This window comes from Glutamicibacter sp. HZAU (assembly GCF_004100365.1).
GTDB lineage: Bacteria > Actinomycetota > Actinomycetes > Actinomycetales > Micrococcaceae > Glutamicibacter > Glutamicibacter nicotianae.
This window is the reverse complement of the sequence record NZ_SCKZ01000006.1, coordinates 403,499-423,528: the sequence shown is the minus strand read 5'-3', so window position 1 is coordinate 423,528 and position 20,030 is coordinate 403,499. Positions and strand designations below refer to the sequence as shown.

The following is a 20,030-nucleotide window of genomic DNA, read 5'->3' as shown; positions in this document are numbered from 1 at the left end:
AAGCGGCAAGGGGATTTGTTGTACCCGGACACGGACCGATTATCCGTTGCCTGGCATGGATTCTGGCCGAAACGGCTTAGATCGAACGGGCAACTCCACCGTCAACACGAATGTTCTGTCCGGTCATGTAGCTGGATTCGTCACTGGCCAGGAAGCGCACGGCCTTGGCAATCTCGGTGCTGCTAGCGGCACGGCGCAAGGGAATCTTCTGGACCCATGCTTCAGGCACCGTGCTCGGGTCCTCTTTAGTGAAACCCGGAAGCACATTATTCATGCGTATGCCTTTGGGACCGTATTCATCGGTGTACAACTTGGTGAAAGAGGCTAGGGCAGCACGGAAAGTTGCGGAGACGGGGTATTTGGGATTCGGCTCGAAAGGCGAGCTGGTGGAAATGTTCACGATGGTTCCTCCCCCATTGTTCTCTAAGTGAGGTGTGACGATGCGGCACATCCGGACCACGTTCATCAGATACATTTGCATGCCGGCTTCCCAGTCCTCATCGGTGATATCCAGGACGGGACCGGAGGCCGCGTGGCCCGAGCCGTTGACAACGACATCAATCCGCCCGTAGGTCTCCAGAGCAAGGTCAACCACAGCCTGCAGGTCTGCGGTCAAGCAGTTCGAGCCGGCTAAGCCGACACCGCCCAGTTCTTCGGCAAGTGCCTTGGCTTGGCCTGACGGCGAGAGGGCAACAATTCTATGCCCATCGCCCAAGGCCAATTCACGGGCTACCGCAGCGCCTATCCCGGAGCCTGCTCCGATAACAACAGCTACTTTCCGTGTTTCAGTCATTCAATCCCCTCATCGGATACCCGCTGAACTTCACGTGCAATCAACGCATTGACCGCGGCCGAAGAAAGCTCGGCGAATTCCATAAAATCAATCTCGTCGCCAGCAGAAGCGGCAACGTAAAATCCATCAGTGAGTGCCCGGCCGAGCACCACCATTTTTCGTGCGAAGGCCGGGTCGGCCTCCAGCACTTCATCTGGGATTTCCGGTTCAACCCGGGAAACCATCAGCTCAAACATTTCTTTTCTGACTTCCAGGTAGCGCTCACGCGCGGCATTGCCTTCCAACCGCTTTTCGAGCGCAAAGAGCAGTGCCAAGACCCAGAATGCTTCTGTCTCATTTTCGGGGTTGGTGGAACCACCGGCAGAACCTGCGATGCTGCGGCGCAGCAGGTCGCGGTTCGTTGGCCCGGTATGGTCGAGCTTCCACTGCTCAAAGCAGTAATCGATCAGGTTGGAAAATAGCTGCTCTTTATTGTTGAAGTGCCAATAGACTGAACCGACAGGCAATCCGGATAGTTCGGCGACCTTGGACATCGTGGTGCCTTCGTATCCGGCGTTAACTGCCAAAGTAAGCGCTGCATTAAGAATTGCCTTCTCGTTTTCGGGGGTTCCCTGGTGCGATCCATTGCGTCGGGCCACGAACTGCTCCTTCTCCTGTACTGCTTCAGTCAATACTGCAGAGACTACCGCACGCGGAAGCGCCCAACCCTCTTCCGCGTGCACCAAGTCATCACCGGCTCTTTTCAGCGCAGAAATTCATGCTCATCTGGACGAACGGATTCCGTTGCTTCCCAATATTCAATGTTGGTGAATGGCCAGACTTGGGAAACCCTGCCCTTGCTGTTCTGATACCACGTTCTGACATAGGGCTGACCCCACGCCATTTGGCGGTTCTCCGCATCCACCCATGCCGTGAACCGATCCAGTGCTTCCTGGGTGACCGACAGTGCTTTTGCGTCGCGCTTGAGCACTTCGTGAATGGCCTTGAGTGCGTACTCACTGGCTCGTTCCAGCATGAAGTGCAGACTACCGGCAACCACACCGCCAACGTTCGGTCCGTACACCATGAAGAAATTCGGGAATCCCGGAACCGTGACGCCGTTATGTGCCCGTGCATCTGCTTGCCAGTAGTCGTGGATGCGCAAGCCTTCACGCCCAACTATTTCAATACCGTCCAGGTAATCCGACGGCTTGAACCCGGTGGCATAAATGACGATGTCCACCTCGTGATGGACTCCATCCGCAGTCATAATGCCGGTTTCGGTGAATTCGGCGATTGGTGAGACTTCCAGTGTGGAGTGCTCAGCCTTGAGCGCTTGTGCCCAAACGCCGTTGTCGCGCAGCATCCGCTTGGCACCGGGCGGGTAGCTAGGGATCGCGTGCTTCAACAGCTCGGGATGGCCTTCGAACTGCTCGCGGAGCAAGTCGATGAGCTCTTCACGCACCTGGTGGTTTTTGCGCGAAACACTCAGCGGCGCCTGTGGCCAATTCTCTTCAGCACGCACGGTATGGAAGCGCCCCGGTATTCCCAAGACCGTCGTCCACAGGCGGAACCACTGGGCGTAATGCGGAACTTTGCGCACCAGCCACGAGAAGGTTTCACTGACTTCCTGGTGGTATGCCGGTGCTGGCAGCATCCATGGTGCGTTGCGTTGGAAGACCACGAGTTCTTCAATGTCCTGGTAGATCGCCGGAACAATCTGGTAGGCACTTGCCCCGGTGCCAATGACCGCGACCTTCTTGCCCCGCCAGTCGACGCTCGAGTCCCATTCCTGCGAATGCATCTGGATTCCAGCGAACTTGTCCCGATTCGGGAATTCTGGAATGTTCGGGATATCAAGCTGCCCCGAGGCACTGATCAGGGCGTTGAAGCGACGGGTCTCGGCCCCATTGCCATCTTGGGAAATCACGGCCTCCCATTGCCCCGCAGCTTCATCCCATGTGGCGCTGATCAGCCTAGCGCCATACTGGATTTTGCCGGACAAGCCGGCTTTGGCTGCCACCGTCTCCAGGTATTCCCGTACTTCTTCACCCTGTGCGAACTGGTGCGGCCAGTCGGCTTTCTGCGCGAAGGAATACGAGTAGCCGAAGGTCGGGGTGTCCAGCCGTACCCCTGGATATTTGTTCTTCTGCCAGGTCCCGCCCAAACGGGCGCTGGCTTCAATGATCTCAAAAGGCACCCCGGCCTGCGCGAAACGGTGAGCTGCCGCAATCCCTGCCACCCCCGATCCGACGATCAGCGCGGTGAACTCCTTGCCTGCGGCAGCGAAATCCTCATACTGCCACGTCGGTGCGCCGCTATTTTCAGGCAGTATCGACAGCTCGTGCTTGAGCATGTCGTCCCATTCGGAGTGGCCATTGCTCAGATAAGCCAGGATCTCTTCAGCGGCCTGCGGCTGCAGAGCTGGCGTTGCCGTGATCTGCTGATCGCGCAGCTGTATCAGTCCGGACAAGGCCACGGCCTTCCCCTTCAATACTGCTTCTTCACCCATGCCGCCATGCGGGTGGTTCTTGGTATCCACCGGGGTCAATGGGGGACGCAGCTCTTCGGCAAGGATCGCGGTATTCGACGTCGCGGCAGCGATGGCGGCCAGAAGCGCGGGCAGGTCCGCCTGATCCACGATTCGGGCCAGCTGCTCATCGCTTTCGGTGATCAGTTCGCTGTTCGCCTGCCAGAACAAGTCATCGGCTGCCGGTGCCAGGGTGTTCACGCTGTTCTCGCTCATGCCGCTGGTTCCTTGACTCGCAGGACGTCGGACTGCCCGTCGGTATTCGTCTTGGCCCGCTGGACTTGTTCGTAGACCTCCGAGCGCAGCTCGCCAAAACGGGCTTCGCTGCGGGTCGTCAGCTGGTTGCGGTCGACAGGCAAGTCGATCTTGATGTCGTTCTGGATGACGGTCGGTGAGCTGGAGAGCACCAGCACGCGTTCTGCCAAGTAGACGGATTCGTCGATATCGTGGGTGACGAACAGGATCGTCATGTTGTGTTGCTTCCAAATGCGGCGCACCAGATCTTCCAGCTCTGCGCGGGTTTGCGCATCCACCGCGGCAAATGGCTCATCCATCAGCAAAACGCTGGGCTGTGCGGCCACGGCGCGAGCAATCGCTACGCGCTGCTGCATGCCGCCAGACAGCTGCCATGGGTACTTCTTGCCAGCCTTCTCCAAGCCCACGGATTCCAAGGCATCCTTGACCCGGCGGGCCCGCTCGCCCTTGGCTACGCCGCTGGTTTTCAGCGGCAGGTCGACGTTGGCTTCCACCGTCATCCAAGGGAAGAGGCTACGCCCGTACTCCTGGAAGACCACGGCCATGCCCTTGGCCGGGCCATTGACCGGTTTGCCGTCCAGCACCACAGTGCCGGAGGTGGCGTTCATCAGGCCGGCGATACACTTGAGCAAGGTGGTTTTGCCACTGCCTGAAGGGCCTACAAGGCAAACGAATTCACCTTCATGCAGATCGAAGGTCAACGACCTCACGGCTTCGAATTCATTGCCCGAGGACAGCTTGTAGATCTTTTGGACCTGATTGACCTCAAGCCGGACGTTGCTTTGCTGATTAGTCATTTTCGTTTTCCTTTAATCCTTCGTACCAAGCTAGGGTGCGCCGATGAACCCACCCGAAGATGATGGAGAGCACGACGCCGATCAGGCCAAGCAGGAATACTCCGCTCCACATTTCAGGGATGGCAATTCGGTTCTGGAAGTTGATGGTCCAATGGCCGATGCCGTCTGTGGAAGCGAACATTTCCGAGACCACCATCAGGATCAGCGCCACTGCCAAGGACTGGCGGATGCCGGCCATGATCTGCGGCGAGGCGCCGGGCAAAACCAGATAGCGCAGGCGATCGACTTTGTTCATCTGCATCATCTGTGCGGAGTTCTTCAAAACCTCGTCCAGCGAGGTGACGCCTGCTACCGTATTCAGCAGGATCGGCCACATGCAGCTGAGCACAATCAGGGTGATCTTCATAGTGTCGTTGATGCCAATCAGCAGCAACAGCACCGGGATCAGGATGGTGGAGGGAACGGCTCGGATAAATTCGAACAACGGTTCCAGCAACCAGCGAAGCCACCGTACCGACCCCACGAGGACACCGAGCAGCACGCCAATGACGATTGAAATCCCCAGTCCGGCCAGCAGGCGGTAAAGGCTCGGGATGACATCCGATAAGAAGCGCTCGGCGAACCAGATGTCCACGAAGCGGTCAAAGAGCTCCAGCGGCTTCGGGATGAAGAAATTCGCGTAGAGATCCGTGTAGATGAACCACGTCGCAAGCAGAATGATCGGCAGGCCCAGCAGGTAGGCGGCCTTCTTGAGCAACGTCATAGCGAAGTGCCTCCTCGTACGCTTTGATGCCAGAACAGGGTCTTGCGCTCAACGAAGCGCATAATCATGTTGATAGCAATGCCCAGCAGTCCGCTGGTGATGATCAACGCATAGATTGCTGGTGCTGATCCATTGATCTGGGCGAAGGCCACTTCCTGACCCAAGCCCGGGGTGCCCACGATCAGCTCCACGCTGATAGCCAGGATCAGCGCAATCGTTGCCGACAAGCGCAGCCCGGTCATCAAGAACGGCAGCAGTGTGGGGAAGAGCAGGTAGCGCACACGCTGCGCGAAATTCATGCGCAGCGTCCGGGCTGTATCCACAGCAACCTTGTCCACGTCTGAGATCCCGTAGAACACCTGGATCAGCACCACCCAGAAGCAGGCGTAAATGATGATCATCAGCTCTGTGCCGATCCGTGGGCCGAAGAGCAGGGCTGCAATGGGAATCAGCGCCACGGCCGGGATCGGGCGGAAGAATTCCACTGTCGAATGGGTGGCCTTTGTCAGGATTCGACTCGAACCGATAATGATGCCCGCAATGATTCCCAAAACGGTGGAAATCGATACGCCCAGCAGCCAGGCCTTCATCGTGTTGCCCACGGCGGCCCAGAATTCCGCATAGGCGAAATTCATCACGAAGCGTTCGAGAACTACGGTTGGCGGCGGCATGTGGGTTGCGTTCACCATCCCGGACACCGAGACCACCTGCCAGATGGCAAGGAACAGCAGGATCCCCAAGGTGCCCAGGGCAACCGGTCCCACCGAGGTCCACGAGACCCGCTTGCGCCTCGACGTGATATTTACCCTGCGAACCGATGCCGCAGGAAGCGCTGGATTACTCATGAGTTCCAGCCCCCTTTCAATTGTCGCTGGCTCAATCGCCAGGCGCTGAAGCTACTTGCTCCATACCGTCTGGTCGATGTCCGGACGTTCTTCCACGAGTCCGTATTCCTTCATCAGATCGGCGAACTGGTTCAATACGTCTTTGTCCAGATCCGCGTTCCATTCGATGAAGTCGGTCTTCTCAGCAGCAGCCTCCGAGGTGCCCAGGACTTCCGGCAGCAGCGCCCGGACTTCGTCCTGATGCGCTTCGGCGTAGGTCAACGTCTTATCCAGTGCAGCAGTGAAGCCGTCAACCAGCTCCGGGTCCTCCTCGGTCAGAGCGCCACTGGAGACGATCACCAATTCCGCTCCGCCAAGCTTCGATTCCTTGATGAAGTCGCTGATGACGACGCCTCCGTCTGCAACAATCTGCTGCAGGAACGGAGGTCCCGCCATACCGGCGTCAATCTCGCCGCTTTCCAGCTGCGCGGCGACTTCGTTCAAGCCCAACTGCACGAAGTTCACCTTGTTCGGATCGCCTCCGTCCAGCGAAATCGCCTCGCGAATGCCGATGTCCCCGATGCTTCCCAGCGCGTTGATGGACACGGTCTTGCCCTCGAGGTCCTTAGCGCGCTTGATGTCTGACTTCGGACCGACCAATACTGCAACGGAATCCTCGACGATGTCCGGACGGTTCTTGGCATAGCCCGAAACGATCTTCACATCAAGGCCCTTGGTGGTGGCCACCAGAGGTGTGGTGGGGCTCGCCAGCATGAATTCCAGGCTTCCAGAGGTCAGCGACGGAAGCTGAGCCGCGCTGCCCTGACCGAGCAGCATTTCAAGATCGATGCCTTCCTCTTCGAAATAGCCCTTGTTGATGCCCAGCTGGATAGCGCCAACTGCGGAGGATGGGAACAGACCGATGGTCGCCTTGGCAAGGCCGCTGCCGGCGTTTGAGTCCGATCCCGTATCAGCGCCACCGGAGATGGAGCCCTGCGCGCAACCGGTGAGGCTAAGCGCTGCGATCAACCCGAGAGCGGACAGTTTGCGAGTGGTTTTGGTGTTCATGAGAGTTCTTTCTTTCATGGATGGGGTGAGCCGTGGTTGGTCAACGAAAAGGAATACGGCGGTGTCGTGCGGTGTGTCCGCGTCCTAGCGGGCCGGTTGGATTTCTGCGGCCTGTGCTTCAGCGATGGTGTTGCTTTCGTTCCTTCCAGCTGGAGCAACGCTGGCTTTGTCGAGAACCCGATTCAGAGTCTGATCCAGGTTCTGAATCAGACATTCAGCGGCGACCACGTGATCCGGGCGGACCACCACTGCAGAGACTGGGTGCTGATGGAACCATTGCTTCAAGACACCTGCGGGGTCGCCCACGACCTGGACTCCCGGCACGGCATTCTGCTGCGCCCAAGGAAGCTGGACGCTCGGAACTACCTGCACCAGGCTCGCCCCCAAGGCCTCGAAGCGGCGACGGCTCTGTTCGCTCAGGAAGTTCGATGGATCGTTGTTCCATGCGTAGATTCGCCAACCGAGATCGGTAGCGTCATCCAGCAGGACCTCGCCGCATTCGCCGTCGATCACCTTGGGCTGCGGGAAGAGCATCCCGGTACTCGACTTCGCACCTTCTTCCACGGGGACCGCCTTGGAGTCCTGCGAGGTATCGTGCACCACTACCCCCCGCGTGTACTTGGGCATCGGCTTGAAGCCCTGACCCGATACGTAGGATTTGAGTTTTGGCAGATGGTCGATCACCGCTGCCGTGGCATCGCGCACCGCCGAGGTGATCTTGCTGCGATTGGTGACCACCTTGGACATGCCCACCGACAGGTCAACCATGGCTTTGACATGGTCACGCCGCTCATCCGCATAGGTGTCCAGCAGCTGACCGGTGGCCAAGCCGCGGGTGACAGCATGCAGCTTCCAGCCCAGGTTCATCGCATCGCGAATGCAGGAATTCCATCCCTGGCCTGCGACGACCGGCATGACATGAGCGGCGTCGCCGGCCAGCAGCACACGATCCTTGCGGAAGCTTTCGGCAACACGAGCATGGTGCGCGTAGACGCGGCGCCGGATGATGTCCAGGCTTGCTGGATCGTCCACATGGTCCTTGAGCAGCTTGTCCAAGAACTCGTCGCTGTCGACGAGTTCATCGCTCTCGTCTTCCATCAGCGAGAACTCCCAGCGGCGGATGCCATGCGGCAAGCTCAATGTTGCGTAGGCGCGAGATGGGTCGCCGCCGAACACCGCGTGCGGGGTGCCCAGCGGATCATTGGCAACGTCGATCACCACGCCGCGCTGCGCACGGGTGGTCCCGGGGAAGCCAATGCCCAGCTTCTTGCGGGTGAACGATGCACCGCCCTCGCAACCGACTACGTAGTCTGCGCGGATGGTGCGTTCGTGCCCGGCATCCCCGATGGTGACGGTGACGCCCTGGGCATCTTGGACCAAGTCGGTGGCTTCCGCTCCAAAGCGGACGTCGACGCACTGGTAGCGGCTGATGCCTTCGAGCAGCACCTGGTCAACTAGCGGCTGCACGAAACCGTTTCGGCGAGGCCAGCCGAATTCCCGGGTGGTCGGATTGATGTTCGCGATGATCTTGCCCGACCCGTTGACGATGCGAACCTGCTGGTCCGGAACGGTGTGCACCAGCACTTGGTCAACTAGGCCCAATGTCTGCATGGCCCGCAGCGACTCGTCGTCGATGCCCACGGCCCGAGGGTAGTCGATCAGCTGCTCACGAGCCTCGATCAGGATGGTCTTGACCCCCAGCTTGCCCAGCAGATTCGCCAAGGTCAGGCCGGTGGGACCGGCGCCGATGATCAGGATTTCAGTTTGCTCGCTCATGCCTTTTCCTCCAATGCCGCGAGTGAAACCCGTGCTTGTTTTCCAACGTATAAAAGGTCGATGCCCAGTCCTGCGTAGGCCAGGGAATGACTGCGCATGGCAGCCGCGGCAAAGGCCGGGTCGCTGCAGTACAGTCCCAAGCCGATGCCCTGCTCTTGCGTGATCGTCGCCAATTGCTCGACAGCCTCCGCCACCGGGCCCTCTTCCCAGTCCGCCCGTCCGGGCAGTCCGTAGGTCACGGCCATATCGGAGGGTCCGATGTACAGCGAGTCGAGTCCCGGCACCGCAGCGATCTGCGCGGCCGCTTCCACGCCGGCGGCCGATTCAATCTGCACGATGGCCGATACCGCTTCGTTGCCTGCTTGGCAGTAGTCCGCTCCCTGATAAAGGTTCGGGCGCGTCGGGCCAAGGCTGCGGCCGCCCAACGGCGGGTACTTCACCGCTTGCACCAGTGCACGGGCCTGTTCCACGGTTTCCACGCTGGGTGCCACGATGCCGCGTGCTCCGCTGTCGAGCAGGCGGCCAATTACTCCGGAGTCGATGCTGGCCACACGCGCGTAGACCCACTGGTTGCCGCGAGGGATTGCACGCAGCATGCTGCACGCTTGGTCCAGCCCGATCTCTCCGTGCTGCAGATCGATCATGACGCCGTCGTAGCCGGCGTTCAGCGCGCTTTCGACTACCGCCATTGAAGGGAGCGCAATGTGCAGCAGTACCGGTGCGTTGTCTGGTTCGCTGCTCATTTTTCTGAACCTGCGGCAATCTTCGCCGCATGCTTTGCGGCGTTTTCCGCTCCGAATACCGGGACGATCTCGCGGCGCTGGATCAGCCACTTGCCATCAACGTTGGTGTACTCCTCTTGGAATTCGCCAACACTTGCCGGATGCAGTGGATCTGGCTGGCTGTCGCGGAAGGTCATGTAGTAGGTGGTGCTCTTGACGACACCGTCCTCGACGTAGACGCGGGTGCCGCCGGAGAAGTGGCGCACGATTCCAGCGTTGATCTTGCTGCGGCGTTCGCCCCATGCCTTGATCGCTTCGCGGCCTTCCATCACGCCCATGGGGCCGACCGAACGTCCGTCTTCGGCGTACAGCTCATGCAGCTTGTCGGCATGGCCGTGGTCCAGGAGCCAGTGGAATTCAGAGACCAACGCCAGGATTTCGTTGCGGATATCTGCGGTCAGTTCAGTCATTGCTGTTTTCCTTGCTGATCAGGGTCGCGGAGACTTCGCCGAAACCGTGCGAGTACTTGGCGGTGTAGGTGACGTCCTCGTCCCAGTCGACGATCATGCCGATCGATCCGGACAGCAGGATCTCGCCTGCGCGCAGCGGCTTGCCGGTGCGGATCGAGGTCTCTGCCAGCCATTGGACGGCGTTGATTGGTCCCTGCAGGACGTTGCGTCCCACGCCGCGGGTGACTTCCTCATCGCCGCGATAGAGCACCATCTCAACCTCGTCCAGATCGACTTCGTCGAGCTTCTTCCGGGCTCCTCCCACCACCAGGCCTTCGCAGGCGGCGTTGTCGGCCACGGTATCCAGGATGCTCATCTTGTAGTTGTGGTATCGGCAGTCGACTAGTTCCATCGCCGGGACCACGTAGTCGATAGCTGCCCTGATGCTGTCCATGTCCGCTTCAAGGATGTCGTGCTTGAGCACGAAGGCGAGTTCGGCTTCGATCTTCGGGCGGATGAATGCCGAGCGCGGGCGGTCCACCGGGCTTTCGAAGACCATGTCATCGAGCACGATTCCATAGTCCGGCTGGTCTACACCTGCTTTCTTCTGCACCATCGGGTTGGTCAGCCCTACTTTGCGGCCCACCCTGCGAAGGTTGAATTCTTCTTCGCGGCGCTTGGTGTTCAGCTCCGAGATCGCGTAGGCGGAATCCAGGTCGCCTTCCTCAAGCTGATGGCGGATGAAGTCGATGGAGGTGAGATTGGTGCGCGCCTCATACAGGGCATCCGCGAGCTTCTGGATAGTTGCCGACATGTTCAGCCCTTCCTTGAAAGAAAATCGATGGCTCGTTCGTTGAATTTCTTCGGGTCTTCCCACTGCGGCCAGTGCGCCGCATTTTCGATGACGAGCAGTTCGCCGTCGGGCAGGTGCGATGCGAGCTCGTGGCCCGTATCCACACCGCCAGTTGGCTCGTGGTCGGTCCAGACCAGCAATGTCGGGACCTTGGCCGCCGCATAGTCTTCTTCGGTCACCCGGTTCCGGAAGCGGATCTCAGAATTCTGCAGCACCAGAATGTGTCCGATGGACTGGCTGAATCCTTCACGGGAGTAGACAGCCTGCCGCATCCGAACCAGCTCGTCGGAGATCAGGTCTTCGTTGTGGATGACGACCTGCAAGCGAGCCTTGACGTTTTCGAATGTTGGGTTGTCGACGGCGTCGCGGGTGACCGAGCGTCCTTTGCTCATGGCTGGTTTGCCAACGATGCGGCCCCCCGGTGCGCTGAGAATCAAGGTGTGCACGCGATCTGCATGCTTCTGTGCAAACTTCAGTGCAATCCAACCTCCCAAGGATTCGCCGCACAGGTGTGCACGCTCCAGGCCGAGAGCATCGAGCAAACCGATAAGGTGCTCTTCATAGTCGCTGATTTCCAGATCGGCTGTCGCCAACGTCGAGAAGCCGTGTCCTGGGTAGTCGTAGGCTACGACGCGGTAGTTCTCGGCCAGTGCGCGGATGTTGTGGGTGAAGGCTTCGAGGTGACCACTGGTTCCGGCCAACAGCACGATGGTTTCTTCACCGGATCCGACGGTCAGGATCCGGGTGTTCCATTGGCCAATTTGCTTGTATTCCAAGGTGTGCGGGACATCGCCGATGGCCTGCCACATGGTGGTCATGCCAGTGTTCATTTGGTACCATCCGCGATTGCAGCAACGACGCCGAAACCGGCGCCCCACGTTTCCACCGGCCAGTACTTGTCTACTGCCATGGAGTAGCTGCCATGGGCGGACAGCGCAGCGAAGGCCGCGATCCAGGTACGGACTTCATGCGCGCCGCTGCCGCCTTCTGCTCCGAACCATTCGTTGGTCCACTGGTCTACCACCGATAGATCTCCGCTGCGCAGCACGTCGAGCACTTCGTTATCCCAGGCTTCGTTCAGCGGCTGGGTGCTGGCCTTGCCTTCAGCGAACTTGCGGATATTGGCAAGCATCGTTGATTCCTTGATCTCGCGCTGCTCTGGGGTCATGGTGGCCTCGATCAAGCGCTGGCGCACTTCGTCAGGAGCGTCGTCCCATACGGGGATCGGCGGATTGTGGGACAGGCCGCCGGACGCGAAGACCAGCACCTTCTTGTCCAGCTTCTGCGCCGCGCGCCCCAGTGCTTCGCCGAGCAATCGAACCCGGCTCATCGGGGTGAGCGGGAGGCCTACGGAATTCACGAAGATCGGGACAAATGGGTTGGTGAACCCGTGGCCGAAGACAAACTCGAGTGGCTGGAGCACACCGTGATCCACCTGGAGATTCTCGGAACGGGCAATGTCGATTCCATCTTCAAGGATCAATTTATGCAATTCACGGGCGGTGTCTCCATCCACCGGCAGTGGACCGGCCGCAGTTCCCCAGTCGCCAACGCCGCTAGCCTGCGCGCCAACGCAGAACGGCGGCATCATTTCGTACATCACGCCATTGAAATGGTCCGGACCCAAGGCGATGGTGATGTCTGGAGCGAAATCTTCGACGAATTTGCGAACGTCTTCGATGGCTTCATTGATCTCGGCAAAGGTCGTCCCGCCTGGATCGACATTTCCAAACGATGGCGCGTGGGACATGGCAGCAACTGCAAGTGTCATTTTCAGATTCCCTCGGATACTTCGGAGCGCCCTAGCTCCGCGAATTCAACAAAACGTGATCTAGATCATTACTTCTAGAACCACGATTCTAGAGTCTTGCGTCACATAAGGCTAGCCCTCGGAATGATTTTGTCTCGCAAGAAAGGGTCCAAGTCAACGGGAAAGGCCCCTTTGAGCAAGGCTGTTATTCAGGGAAATAGCCATGGGAAAATCGTCTATTTATTTGTCGAACAATGCATAACTTGAGATCAAGTAGAGTTTCCCTAGAAGGTTTCAATGGCGCTCTCACGCCATGAAGACGATGCCAGGCGCGCATCGGCGTCTGATCGAAAATTGAAGAAAATTCTTCAAAAATAGTTCGCCCCTCTATCGCAGATGCGGCAATTAGGCTGCAGAGCCGCGCAGGAGGGCACTTGGAGTCGTTGAGGACAACAAGTTGGCAGCTCGTCAAGCCTGAGCGCCAGCAATGCTCGAAATCCACTGCGTGCCGCTATTAAACGGAACCGAAGTACACTGAAAACCGGCGGGGCAAGCAAGCGCCTGCAGCGTGGGACAACTGGAGCGACGCCACGCACCAGAGGCTCATCGGCAACGGTCGAGCCGTCCACGTCAGCCCTCGGCACGAATCAAGGTGAGATGAAAGAACCAGCCGTACAGAGCGAACCGTATATCCTGGTCCCGCACACGGTGACGGACCTCGACGATTTCGTCGCGCATCCCGAAAACTACCTGGTCAGCATGTTCCAGGAGCCTGGCCGTGCCGCCAGCATTTGGCGGGATCGGCTGAACAGAAACCCCTACGGTAGTGAAGGTTTTCTTTCGCTGTCGTACCACGGGATCGAATTGATTCCAGGCGAGCTGTGGGATGAAGTGAGCGGGATCTGGTTCGAGCTGATTGAACTGGTCGAGGAGTATCTGCACAAGGGATCGGCTCAACGGCTGTTCCCAGGCCAACCCGTGCCGCTTCGCCTGGAGATGAAGGAACGGTCGACTCTCTTCACCGTGAACCAGCACAAGCACCGTGTTGATCCCAGCGATTTCATTCCGGGAATCCTGGCAGAAGCCCAGCGCTACTTCACCTGGGTCGAAGAAAACATCGGCACCGGCGAAGGCCAGGTGCTCCAAACCATTGATTCCTTGCGCACCCGCTTCTTGTAACGGGCGCATTCCCCCGCGGCACTCTCGATCCTGAGCCCTGGAGCCGAGTTCCGCGCATGGCGGCGGGCCACATCTTGCCTTGGCTGCGCCGCGAAACAGCTTCCGGCTACTTCAGCAGCTTCACATGCGGCAGGCAGGCCAAGCCCACCTCGCCGCCATTCTTGACGGCGCTGAGTGTGGTTTCGTAGTGCGCACGCAATAACTGCCCTGCCAATTCGGCATCACGGTCCAAAGCCGCGTTCAAGATGTCGCGGTGCTCCTTGTCCAGATCGCGTTTGGCATCGCGCGTTGCCGGCCCGGCCCAGCGCCCGTAGAGCTGGATGAGATCCGACAGCGTTCGGGTCATCTCGGTCAGCAGTGGAACTCCGCAGGCTTCGACGAGCTTGTCGTGGAAGGTTTGGTGCGCGTGATTCCATTCCGGGGTGTGGTTATCCGGGTCTTCGTCCGAACGGCGCGGGGTGCGCTCCAGGGTATGGTGTGCGGCCATGAGCTCGCTCTCCCACTCCAATGGCGCGCGCTCGAAGCCCAGCGAGATGGCCAGCTGCTCATTGACGCAACGCATCTCCACGATGTCCGTCAGTTCGGCCAACGACAACTCGGGCACGAAGAAGCCCTTGTTGGCGCGAAGGGTCACCAGCTTGTCCCCCACCAGACGGGTCAACGCTTCGCGAATGACCGTGCTCGAGGTTTCGTAATGCTCGGACAGGTGCGTGAGCTGGAGCCGGGCACCTGGCTCCCAGCGCCCATCGAGGATATCGGTGCGCAGGGTGTCACGGATGTGCTTTGACATCGTCTCTGAATCGGTGCGTTTCGCCATGATCTAGATCATACCAAAGTCGGTAAAGAATACATTTTTAGTTGACTTATGCATAACTTGCCGGTGACACTGGTTACATAACGCGTCTGCTGGCCCTTGCCGCGCACGGCCCGAAATGACTTGCTAGGAGCAACCAATGAGCGAATCACTGATCGAGACCGCCACCACCAAACAGGTAGATGACCTGTACTGGCGTGACAACTACTCGGCGATCACCGAAAGCGACGAGCAGCTGCGCCAGATCGTCGCAAGCACCGAACTGCCGCCGCTGATGGTGGCACTGGCCGCTGCCACCGGCGATTACTCGATCCTGCGTGATGAGCTGCGCCCGCCGCAGCCGCCGGTTGACACCGTTGGCCAGCCGCACGGCGGCATGAATGCCGCAGCGCAGGAGGCAGCCCGCGAGCTGGCCTTCGAGGCGCTGCGCACGATCCGCGACGAGAAGATCACCTCGGTGGGCACCCTGGATGACGAGCAGGCCACCACGATCCTTGACTGGATCACCAATCAGGCCACCAGCGATTACCACGAGATGCTCAAGCACGACATGGCGCTGGTCCCAGAAGTCAGCGGCGCACCAGCCTTCACCAAGGAACAGGTAGCCCCGACCCGCGACTTCACCGTGGCGGTCATCGGCTCGGGCGTGGCCGGCATGGCCGCCGCCTACCGCCTGAAGCAAGCAGGACTCGACTACACCGTCTTCGAGAAGGGCCACGAAGTCGGCGGCACCTGGTGGAAGAACACCTACCCAGGCGTGCGCCTCGATACCCCCAACTACGCCTACTCCTTCTCCTTCGCGCAGCGCGATGACTGGCCGCAGCAGTTCTCCGAAGGCGCCGAAATCCACAAGTACACCCGCGACGTGGCAGAACGCGCCGGCATCACGCAGAACATCCAATTCGGCACCGAGGTCCTCTCGGCGACCTGGGATGAAGAAGACGGCCGCTGGGTGCTGGCCATGGTCGTGGACGGCGGCCAGGTGCAGGAACGCCGCTTCAACGCCGTGCTCACTGCCGTAGGCCAGCTGGACCGCCCGAAGTTCCCCGACACCCCGGGCCACGACAAGTTCGCCGGCATCCATGTGCACTCGGCCGAATGGAAGCCGGGCATCGAGCTGGCAGGCAAGAAGGTGGCAGTGATCGGCACCGGCGCCAGCGCCTACCAGATCGTTCCGGCGATCGTGGATGAGGTCGCGGAGCTCAAGGTCTTCCAGCGCTCTTCCCCATGGATGCTGCCTACCCCGTTCTACTACGAGGACATGCCCGAATCCGTGACCTGGCTGGTGGAGCACCTGCCGCAGTACGGCCAGTGGCTGCGCTTCTGGCAGCATTGGCTGGGCGTCGAGGGCCGCCAGCACACCACCGCCGCGGATCCGAACTGGACCAAGGAAGGCTCGGTTTCGGCGATCAACGAGCGCGTGCGCCAGCAGCTGACCGAAATGCTCAAGGAACAGTACGCAGACCGCCCGGATCTGCTGGCGAAGGTCACCCCCGACTACATCGTGGGCGGCAAGCGCATGCTGCGCGACAACGGAGTATGGGCCAAGAGCCTGAAGAAGCCGCAGACCACCCTGGTCACCTCGGGCATGAGCGAAATGACCGAAGCCGGGATCATCGATGGCGAGGGCACCCTGCACGAGCTGGATGTCATCATCTACGCCACCGGCTTCCAGGCCTCCGAGTTCCTCGAGCCGCTGCGCATCACCGGCCGGGATGGCCAGGACCTGCACGAATACTGGGGCGGCAACGCCACCGCCTATGCCGGCGCCACCGTGCCGGGCTTCCCGAACCTGTTCATCGTTTCCGGCCCGAATACCGGCCACGTGGTCAACGGCTCGCTGTTCTCGATGATCGAGTACGGCCTGACCTACATCCTGGACGCGCTGAACATCGTGCTGGAAAAGGACCTGAAGGCCCTGGATCTGAAGCAGGACGTGCTGGATGAGTTCGTGGCGGACCTCGATGCCGCAAACGCCCAGAAGGCCTGGGGCCACCCGGACGTACACACTTGGTACAAGAACAAGTTCGGCCGCGTCTCGCAGATCTGGCCTTACCCCATCGTCGAGTACTGGAACATCACCCGCGCAGTGGACCAGTCGCAGTACACGGAAATCCGCTAGGCATGGGGGTATACCGCTACGCACAGCGCAGCGCAGGCCGCTTCGGCAAGCTCAGTGAAATCACCGGGCTTGCCGAGGCGCAGCCGGCCATCTTCCCGCAGACCCCCGGTTCGCTGGATTGGCTGCTGGGTCCGGCCCTGCACGAACTGCCGCAGAGCGAAGATGCTTTCCAGCTCGCGGTGTTCGCACCCGAGCAGGCCAGCGGTCTTCCGGTGATGGTCTTCCTTCCCGGCGGCGGATTCGTTTCCGGCGCCGGCACGGTGCGCTGGTATGACGCGCAGAATTTCGCGGAACAGCAGAACTGCGTGGTCGTCGTGGTCAACTACCGCATCGGCCTGCTGGCGCATCGCCAGTCGGTGGGCGGAGGCAACCTGCCGGTCGAAGAGCTGCTGCTGGCTTTGCAGTGGGTGCAGCGCCACATCGCCCAGTTCGGCGGCAATCCGCAGGAAATCACGCTGGCTGGCCAGTCCGCCGGGGCTTTCTGGGCCTTTGTGCTGGCTCAGCTCGATGAGGCCCGCGGCCTGTTCAAGCGCCTCTACCTCGGCTCGCTGTCCTACCAACCGCCAATGAACCAGGCTATGGCCGATGAGCGCAATGGAGTCATCGGCCAAGCCCTGGACGGGACCGCTCTGGAGCAAGCCAGCACCGAACAGCTGCTGGCCGCCGGTGGCGCGCTGGCCAAGGCGTGGGCAGGCCGCGGGCTCGGCCTCTACCCGAGCGCCGACGGCGCGGTTCCGGCAGACCTGTTCGACGTCAACCAGGCAGCTTCCCGGCTGCACGTGCCCGAAGTGCTGATGACCTACACCGCCGATGAAGCCAATGCGTTTATCGGCATGGCTCCGGAGCAGGCGTTCAGCATCGAAGCGGTGCGCGGCTTCATTGCGGGCAACTTCGCGCAGCCACAGGGCGTTTTCGAAGCACTGGCCGCCGAGGCGCCCGAGGCCACGGCCAAGCAGCTGATGGCCAGGGCCATGACCCTGCACCAGATCCAGCTCTACGCTGTGGAATTCGCTGATCAGGCCGTTGCGCAGGGTGCCAGCGTCCAGCTGTTCGGCTTCGAGCTCAGCTCCCCGCTGCCCAACGCCGGGTCGGCGCACTGCTTCGAGTTGCCATTCCTCTTCGGCAACCGCCAGGCATGGCATGATGCGCCGATGCTCGATGGCATCACCGAGGAAACGTTCAGCGCCGCGGCCGCCCAGCTTGGCGGTGCGCTCGGAGCGTTCATCCGCACCGGACGCGCCGCCAGCGACTCCGGAGAGAGCCTGCCGCTGCATGCGCCAGGCGTCCAGTCGCTGACCGCGCTCACCGAATCCGGTTTGGTCCAACGCGAGATCGACCGGCGTTTCGCGGCCAAGCGCCAGGTGCTGGCCTAAATATTTGCGCGCCCGTCTGCGCGGACCCCCGGTTCGCGCGGACGGGCGCGCAAATTTCTTTCGCAGTAACACTAGACAATCTAACTTAAAGTAAATAATCTAATTATCTAGATCACAATATTTTTATTGCCAGCAGAAGGGATCCACCATGGCTTGGGGATTAATCAGGGAAATGGGCCACGTGTCCATCCAGACCAATGACATCGAAGGATCCATTTTCGACGCCACGCAGCTGCTCGGCCTGCGCGTCACCGAACGTACCGGCAACGAGGTCTACCTCGCCGCCAACTCGGTGCACCACGAGCTGACCTACGTCGAGTCCGAGGTCAACGGCATCCACTCGCTGGGCCTGATCGCCCAGAACGGCGACGCGCTACGCGAGATCCGCAAGCGCGTGGCCGACGAGAACTTCAAAATCGTCTCCGAAACCCCGGTATCCCTGGGCGTCCAGGACGGCTTCTCGTTCGTCGGCCCCGAAGGCTGGATCTTCGAGGTGTACACCGGCATGCAGCACAACGACCGCGGCCTGCTCTCCTTCGGTCCGGATCGCTACGGCCACATCAACTTCCACCCGCGCGACGTGAAGGGAATGATGGAATTCCTGCGCCGCATCTTCGACTTCCGCCTCTCGGATGTCATCGGCGACGACTTCGCCTACTTCATGCGCTGCAACCCGGATCACCACGGCATCGCGCTGATCAAGGGCCAGGGCACCTTCCACCACCACGCCTGGCAGGTCCAGTCCATCGGCGACCTGGCCAAGCTCGGCGACCGCCTGGGCGCAGCCGGCCGCGAACTGATCTGGGGCCCGGTCCGCCACGGCGCCGGGCACAACATCGCCGCCTACTACGTGGAGACCTCCGGCGCCGTAGTGGAGCTCTACACCGACCTGGAACAGATCTACGACGACGAGCGCGACCCGGTGATCTGGGGCGAAGACGAGAACTGGTGGAACATGTGGTCCAACCGCCGCACCGAGGACTTCCGCACCTTCGGCATCCCGACCGTCACCGAACTGAAGACCTTCATCTAAACCGCAACGCATCGCGAACACTTTCGAAAGGCAACACCACCATGCAGTACGTATCCTTCAAGGCAGCTGACGGCACCGAGACCTGGGGCGTGTCCATCGACGGCACCGTCCACGACCTGGGCCCCTCGGGCAAGAACCTCGCGGCCAGCACCCGCGACGCCATCGAAAAGGGCATCTTCGGCACGCAGCTGGATCTTTCCGGCGCACCGACGATCGCCGAGTCCGACATCGAATTCCTGCCCTCGGTCACCAACCCGGGCAAGATCATCTGCATCGGCGTGAACTACCTGGCCCACCAGGAAGAATCGGGCAAGACCGGGCAGACCGCGCCGACCGTGTTCACCCGCTTCGCCGATTCGCAGATGGGCCACCTGGCCCCAGCCGTGAAGCCGACCACCACCACCAAGTTCGACTACGAGGGCGAAATGGCGCTGGTGATCTCCAAGGAAGCCTTCCACGTCGAGAAGGAAGACGCCTGGGACCACATCGCCGGCTACGCCTGCTACAACGATTTCTCCGTCCGTGACTGGCAGAAAGCCGCCAGCCAGTGGATCCCGGGCAAGAACTTCCCGGGCACCGGCGGTTTCGGACCCTACCTGGTGCCGGCAGCCGACCTGGGCGACATCACCACCGCGGTGCTCGAAACCCGCGTCAACGGCGAAGTGCGCCAGCAGGCGCCAGTCGCCAACCTGGTCTTCGACATCCCGACCCTGATCAACTACGTCACCGGCTTCACCAAGCTGAACCCGGGCGATGTGATCGTCACCGGCACCCCGGGCGGCGTGGGCCTGTTCTACGGCCCGGACGGCCTGATCAACCACGGCGACGTGGTCGAGGTCGAGATCACCGGCTTGGGCATCCTGCGCAACACCGTGGCCGACGAAGCCTCGCTGCTTGCCGGCGCGCAGGCGACCGCTGGCGCCAGCGCCTAGCCTCGCACCAACCGACAG

The 20,030-nt window shown here is 60.6% G+C and carries 19 protein-coding genes; 5 read left to right on the top strand and 14 right to left on the bottom strand.

Going from position 1 to position 20,030, the window contains the following annotated elements:
- Positions 1-76: 76 nt before the first annotated feature.
- The 13 genes from EKH49_RS11760 to EKH49_RS11700 all read right to left on the bottom strand — a co-directional run bounded on the left by EKH49_RS11760 (position 77) and on the right by EKH49_RS11700 (position 12,580).
- Positions 77-793 (bottom strand): SDR family oxidoreductase, encoded by a 717-nt coding sequence (locus EKH49_RS11760; RefSeq protein ID WP_128470984.1) that lies wholly within the window; start codon positions 791-793, stop codon positions 77-79.
- Positions 790-1,431: a TetR/AcrR family transcriptional regulator gene (locus EKH49_RS11755; RefSeq protein WP_161567513.1), complete on the bottom strand. Its 642-nt coding sequence runs from the start codon at positions 1,429-1,431 to the stop codon at positions 790-792. Before EKH49_RS11755 ends, EKH49_RS11760 begins: the two co-directional genes overlap by 4 nt.
- 104 nt (positions 1,432-1,535) lie before the next feature.
- Positions 1,536-3,518 carry a flavin-containing monooxygenase gene (locus EKH49_RS11750; RefSeq protein WP_128470982.1) on the bottom strand — a complete coding sequence of 661 codons (1,983 nt, stop codon included), beginning with the start codon at positions 3,516-3,518 and terminating at the stop codon, positions 1,536-1,538.
- The gene (locus EKH49_RS11745) at positions 3,515-4,354 is read right to left on the bottom strand and encodes an ABC transporter ATP-binding protein (protein WP_128470981.1); all 840 of its coding nucleotides are present in this window, start codon (positions 4,352-4,354) and stop codon (positions 3,515-3,517) included. The genes EKH49_RS11750 and EKH49_RS11745 overlap by 4 nt, the downstream gene beginning before the upstream one ends.
- The gene (locus EKH49_RS11740; protein WP_128470980.1) at positions 4,347-5,117 is read right to left on the bottom strand and encodes an ABC transporter permease; all 771 of its coding nucleotides are present in this window, start codon (positions 5,115-5,117) and stop codon (positions 4,347-4,349) included. Before EKH49_RS11740 ends, EKH49_RS11745 begins: the two co-directional genes overlap by 8 nt.
- On the bottom strand, positions 5,114-5,962 hold the full coding sequence (locus tag EKH49_RS11735) for an ABC transporter permease (protein WP_128470979.1): 849 nt from the start codon (positions 5,960-5,962) through the stop codon (positions 5,114-5,116). The genes EKH49_RS11740 and EKH49_RS11735 overlap by 4 nt, the downstream gene beginning before the upstream one ends.
- A gap of 51 nt (positions 5,963-6,013) precedes the next feature.
- On the bottom strand, positions 6,014-7,009 hold the full coding sequence (locus EKH49_RS11730; protein WP_161567512.1) for an ABC transporter substrate-binding protein: 996 nt from the start codon (positions 7,007-7,009) through the stop codon (positions 6,014-6,016).
- Positions 7,010-7,093: 84 nt separating this feature from the next.
- A complete protein-coding gene (locus EKH49_RS11725; protein WP_128470977.1) occupies positions 7,094-8,785 on the bottom strand; it encodes a bifunctional 3-(3-hydroxy-phenyl)propionate/3-hydroxycinnamic acid hydroxylase in 1,692 nt (563 codons plus the stop codon).
- The gene (locus EKH49_RS11720) at positions 8,782-9,528 is read right to left on the bottom strand and encodes an HpcH/HpaI aldolase family protein (protein ID WP_128470976.1); all 747 of its coding nucleotides are present in this window, start codon (positions 9,526-9,528) and stop codon (positions 8,782-8,784) included. The genes EKH49_RS11725 and EKH49_RS11720 overlap by 4 nt, the downstream gene beginning before the upstream one ends.
- Positions 9,525-9,977 carry a nuclear transport factor 2 family protein gene (locus EKH49_RS11715; RefSeq protein WP_128470975.1) on the bottom strand — a complete coding sequence of 151 codons (453 nt, stop codon included), beginning with the start codon at positions 9,975-9,977 and terminating at the stop codon, positions 9,525-9,527. The genes EKH49_RS11720 and EKH49_RS11715 overlap by 4 nt, the downstream gene beginning before the upstream one ends.
- Positions 9,970-10,770: a 2-keto-4-pentenoate hydratase gene (locus EKH49_RS11710; protein ID WP_128470974.1), complete on the bottom strand. Its 801-nt coding sequence runs from the start codon at positions 10,768-10,770 to the stop codon at positions 9,970-9,972. Before EKH49_RS11710 ends, EKH49_RS11715 begins: the two co-directional genes overlap by 8 nt.
- Before the next feature lie 2 nt (positions 10,771-10,772).
- Complete coding sequence (locus EKH49_RS11705; RefSeq protein WP_128470973.1) at positions 10,773-11,639, bottom strand: alpha/beta fold hydrolase; 867 nt, start codon at positions 11,637-11,639, stop codon at positions 10,773-10,775.
- Complete coding sequence (locus tag EKH49_RS11700; RefSeq protein ID WP_128470972.1) at positions 11,636-12,580, bottom strand: 3-carboxyethylcatechol 2,3-dioxygenase; 945 nt, start codon at positions 12,578-12,580, stop codon at positions 11,636-11,638. The genes EKH49_RS11705 and EKH49_RS11700 overlap by 4 nt, the downstream gene beginning before the upstream one ends.
- A gap of 636 nt (positions 12,581-13,216) precedes the next feature.
- On the opposite strand from EKH49_RS11700, the gene EKH49_RS11695 reads away from it, so the two are divergent.
- Entirely contained in the window at positions 13,217-13,738 is a 522-nt protein-coding gene (locus EKH49_RS11695) for a hypothetical protein (protein WP_128470971.1), read from the top strand.
- 106 nt (positions 13,739-13,844) lie between these two features.
- On the opposite strand, the gene EKH49_RS11690 is transcribed toward EKH49_RS11695, so the two are convergent.
- Positions 13,845-14,555 (bottom strand): GntR family transcriptional regulator, encoded by a 711-nt coding sequence (locus tag EKH49_RS11690; RefSeq protein ID WP_128470970.1) that lies wholly within the window; start codon positions 14,553-14,555, stop codon positions 13,845-13,847.
- 136 nt (positions 14,556-14,691) lie between these two features.
- Here EKH49_RS11690 and EKH49_RS11685 point away from each other — a divergent pair, with 136 nt between their 5' ends.
- From EKH49_RS11685 to EKH49_RS11670, 4 genes are all read left to right on the top strand, one after another.
- Positions 14,692-16,674 carry a flavin-containing monooxygenase gene (locus EKH49_RS11685; protein WP_128470969.1) on the top strand — a complete coding sequence of 661 codons (1,983 nt, stop codon included), beginning with the start codon at positions 14,692-14,694 and terminating at the stop codon, positions 16,672-16,674.
- Between the two features lie 2 nt (positions 16,675-16,676).
- A complete protein-coding gene (locus tag EKH49_RS11680; RefSeq protein WP_128470968.1) occupies positions 16,677-18,047 on the top strand; it encodes a carboxylesterase family protein in 1,371 nt (456 codons plus the stop codon).
- A gap of 148 nt (positions 18,048-18,195) precedes the next feature.
- Positions 18,196-19,080, top strand: a complete 885-nt coding sequence (locus EKH49_RS11675; RefSeq protein ID WP_128470967.1) for a VOC family protein — start codon at positions 18,196-18,198, stop codon at positions 19,078-19,080.
- 41 nt (positions 19,081-19,121) lie between these two features.
- Positions 19,122-20,012 (top strand): fumarylacetoacetate hydrolase family protein, encoded by an 891-nt coding sequence (locus tag EKH49_RS11670; protein ID WP_128470966.1) that lies wholly within the window; start codon positions 19,122-19,124, stop codon positions 20,010-20,012.
- Positions 20,013-20,030: the final 18 nt, after the last annotated feature.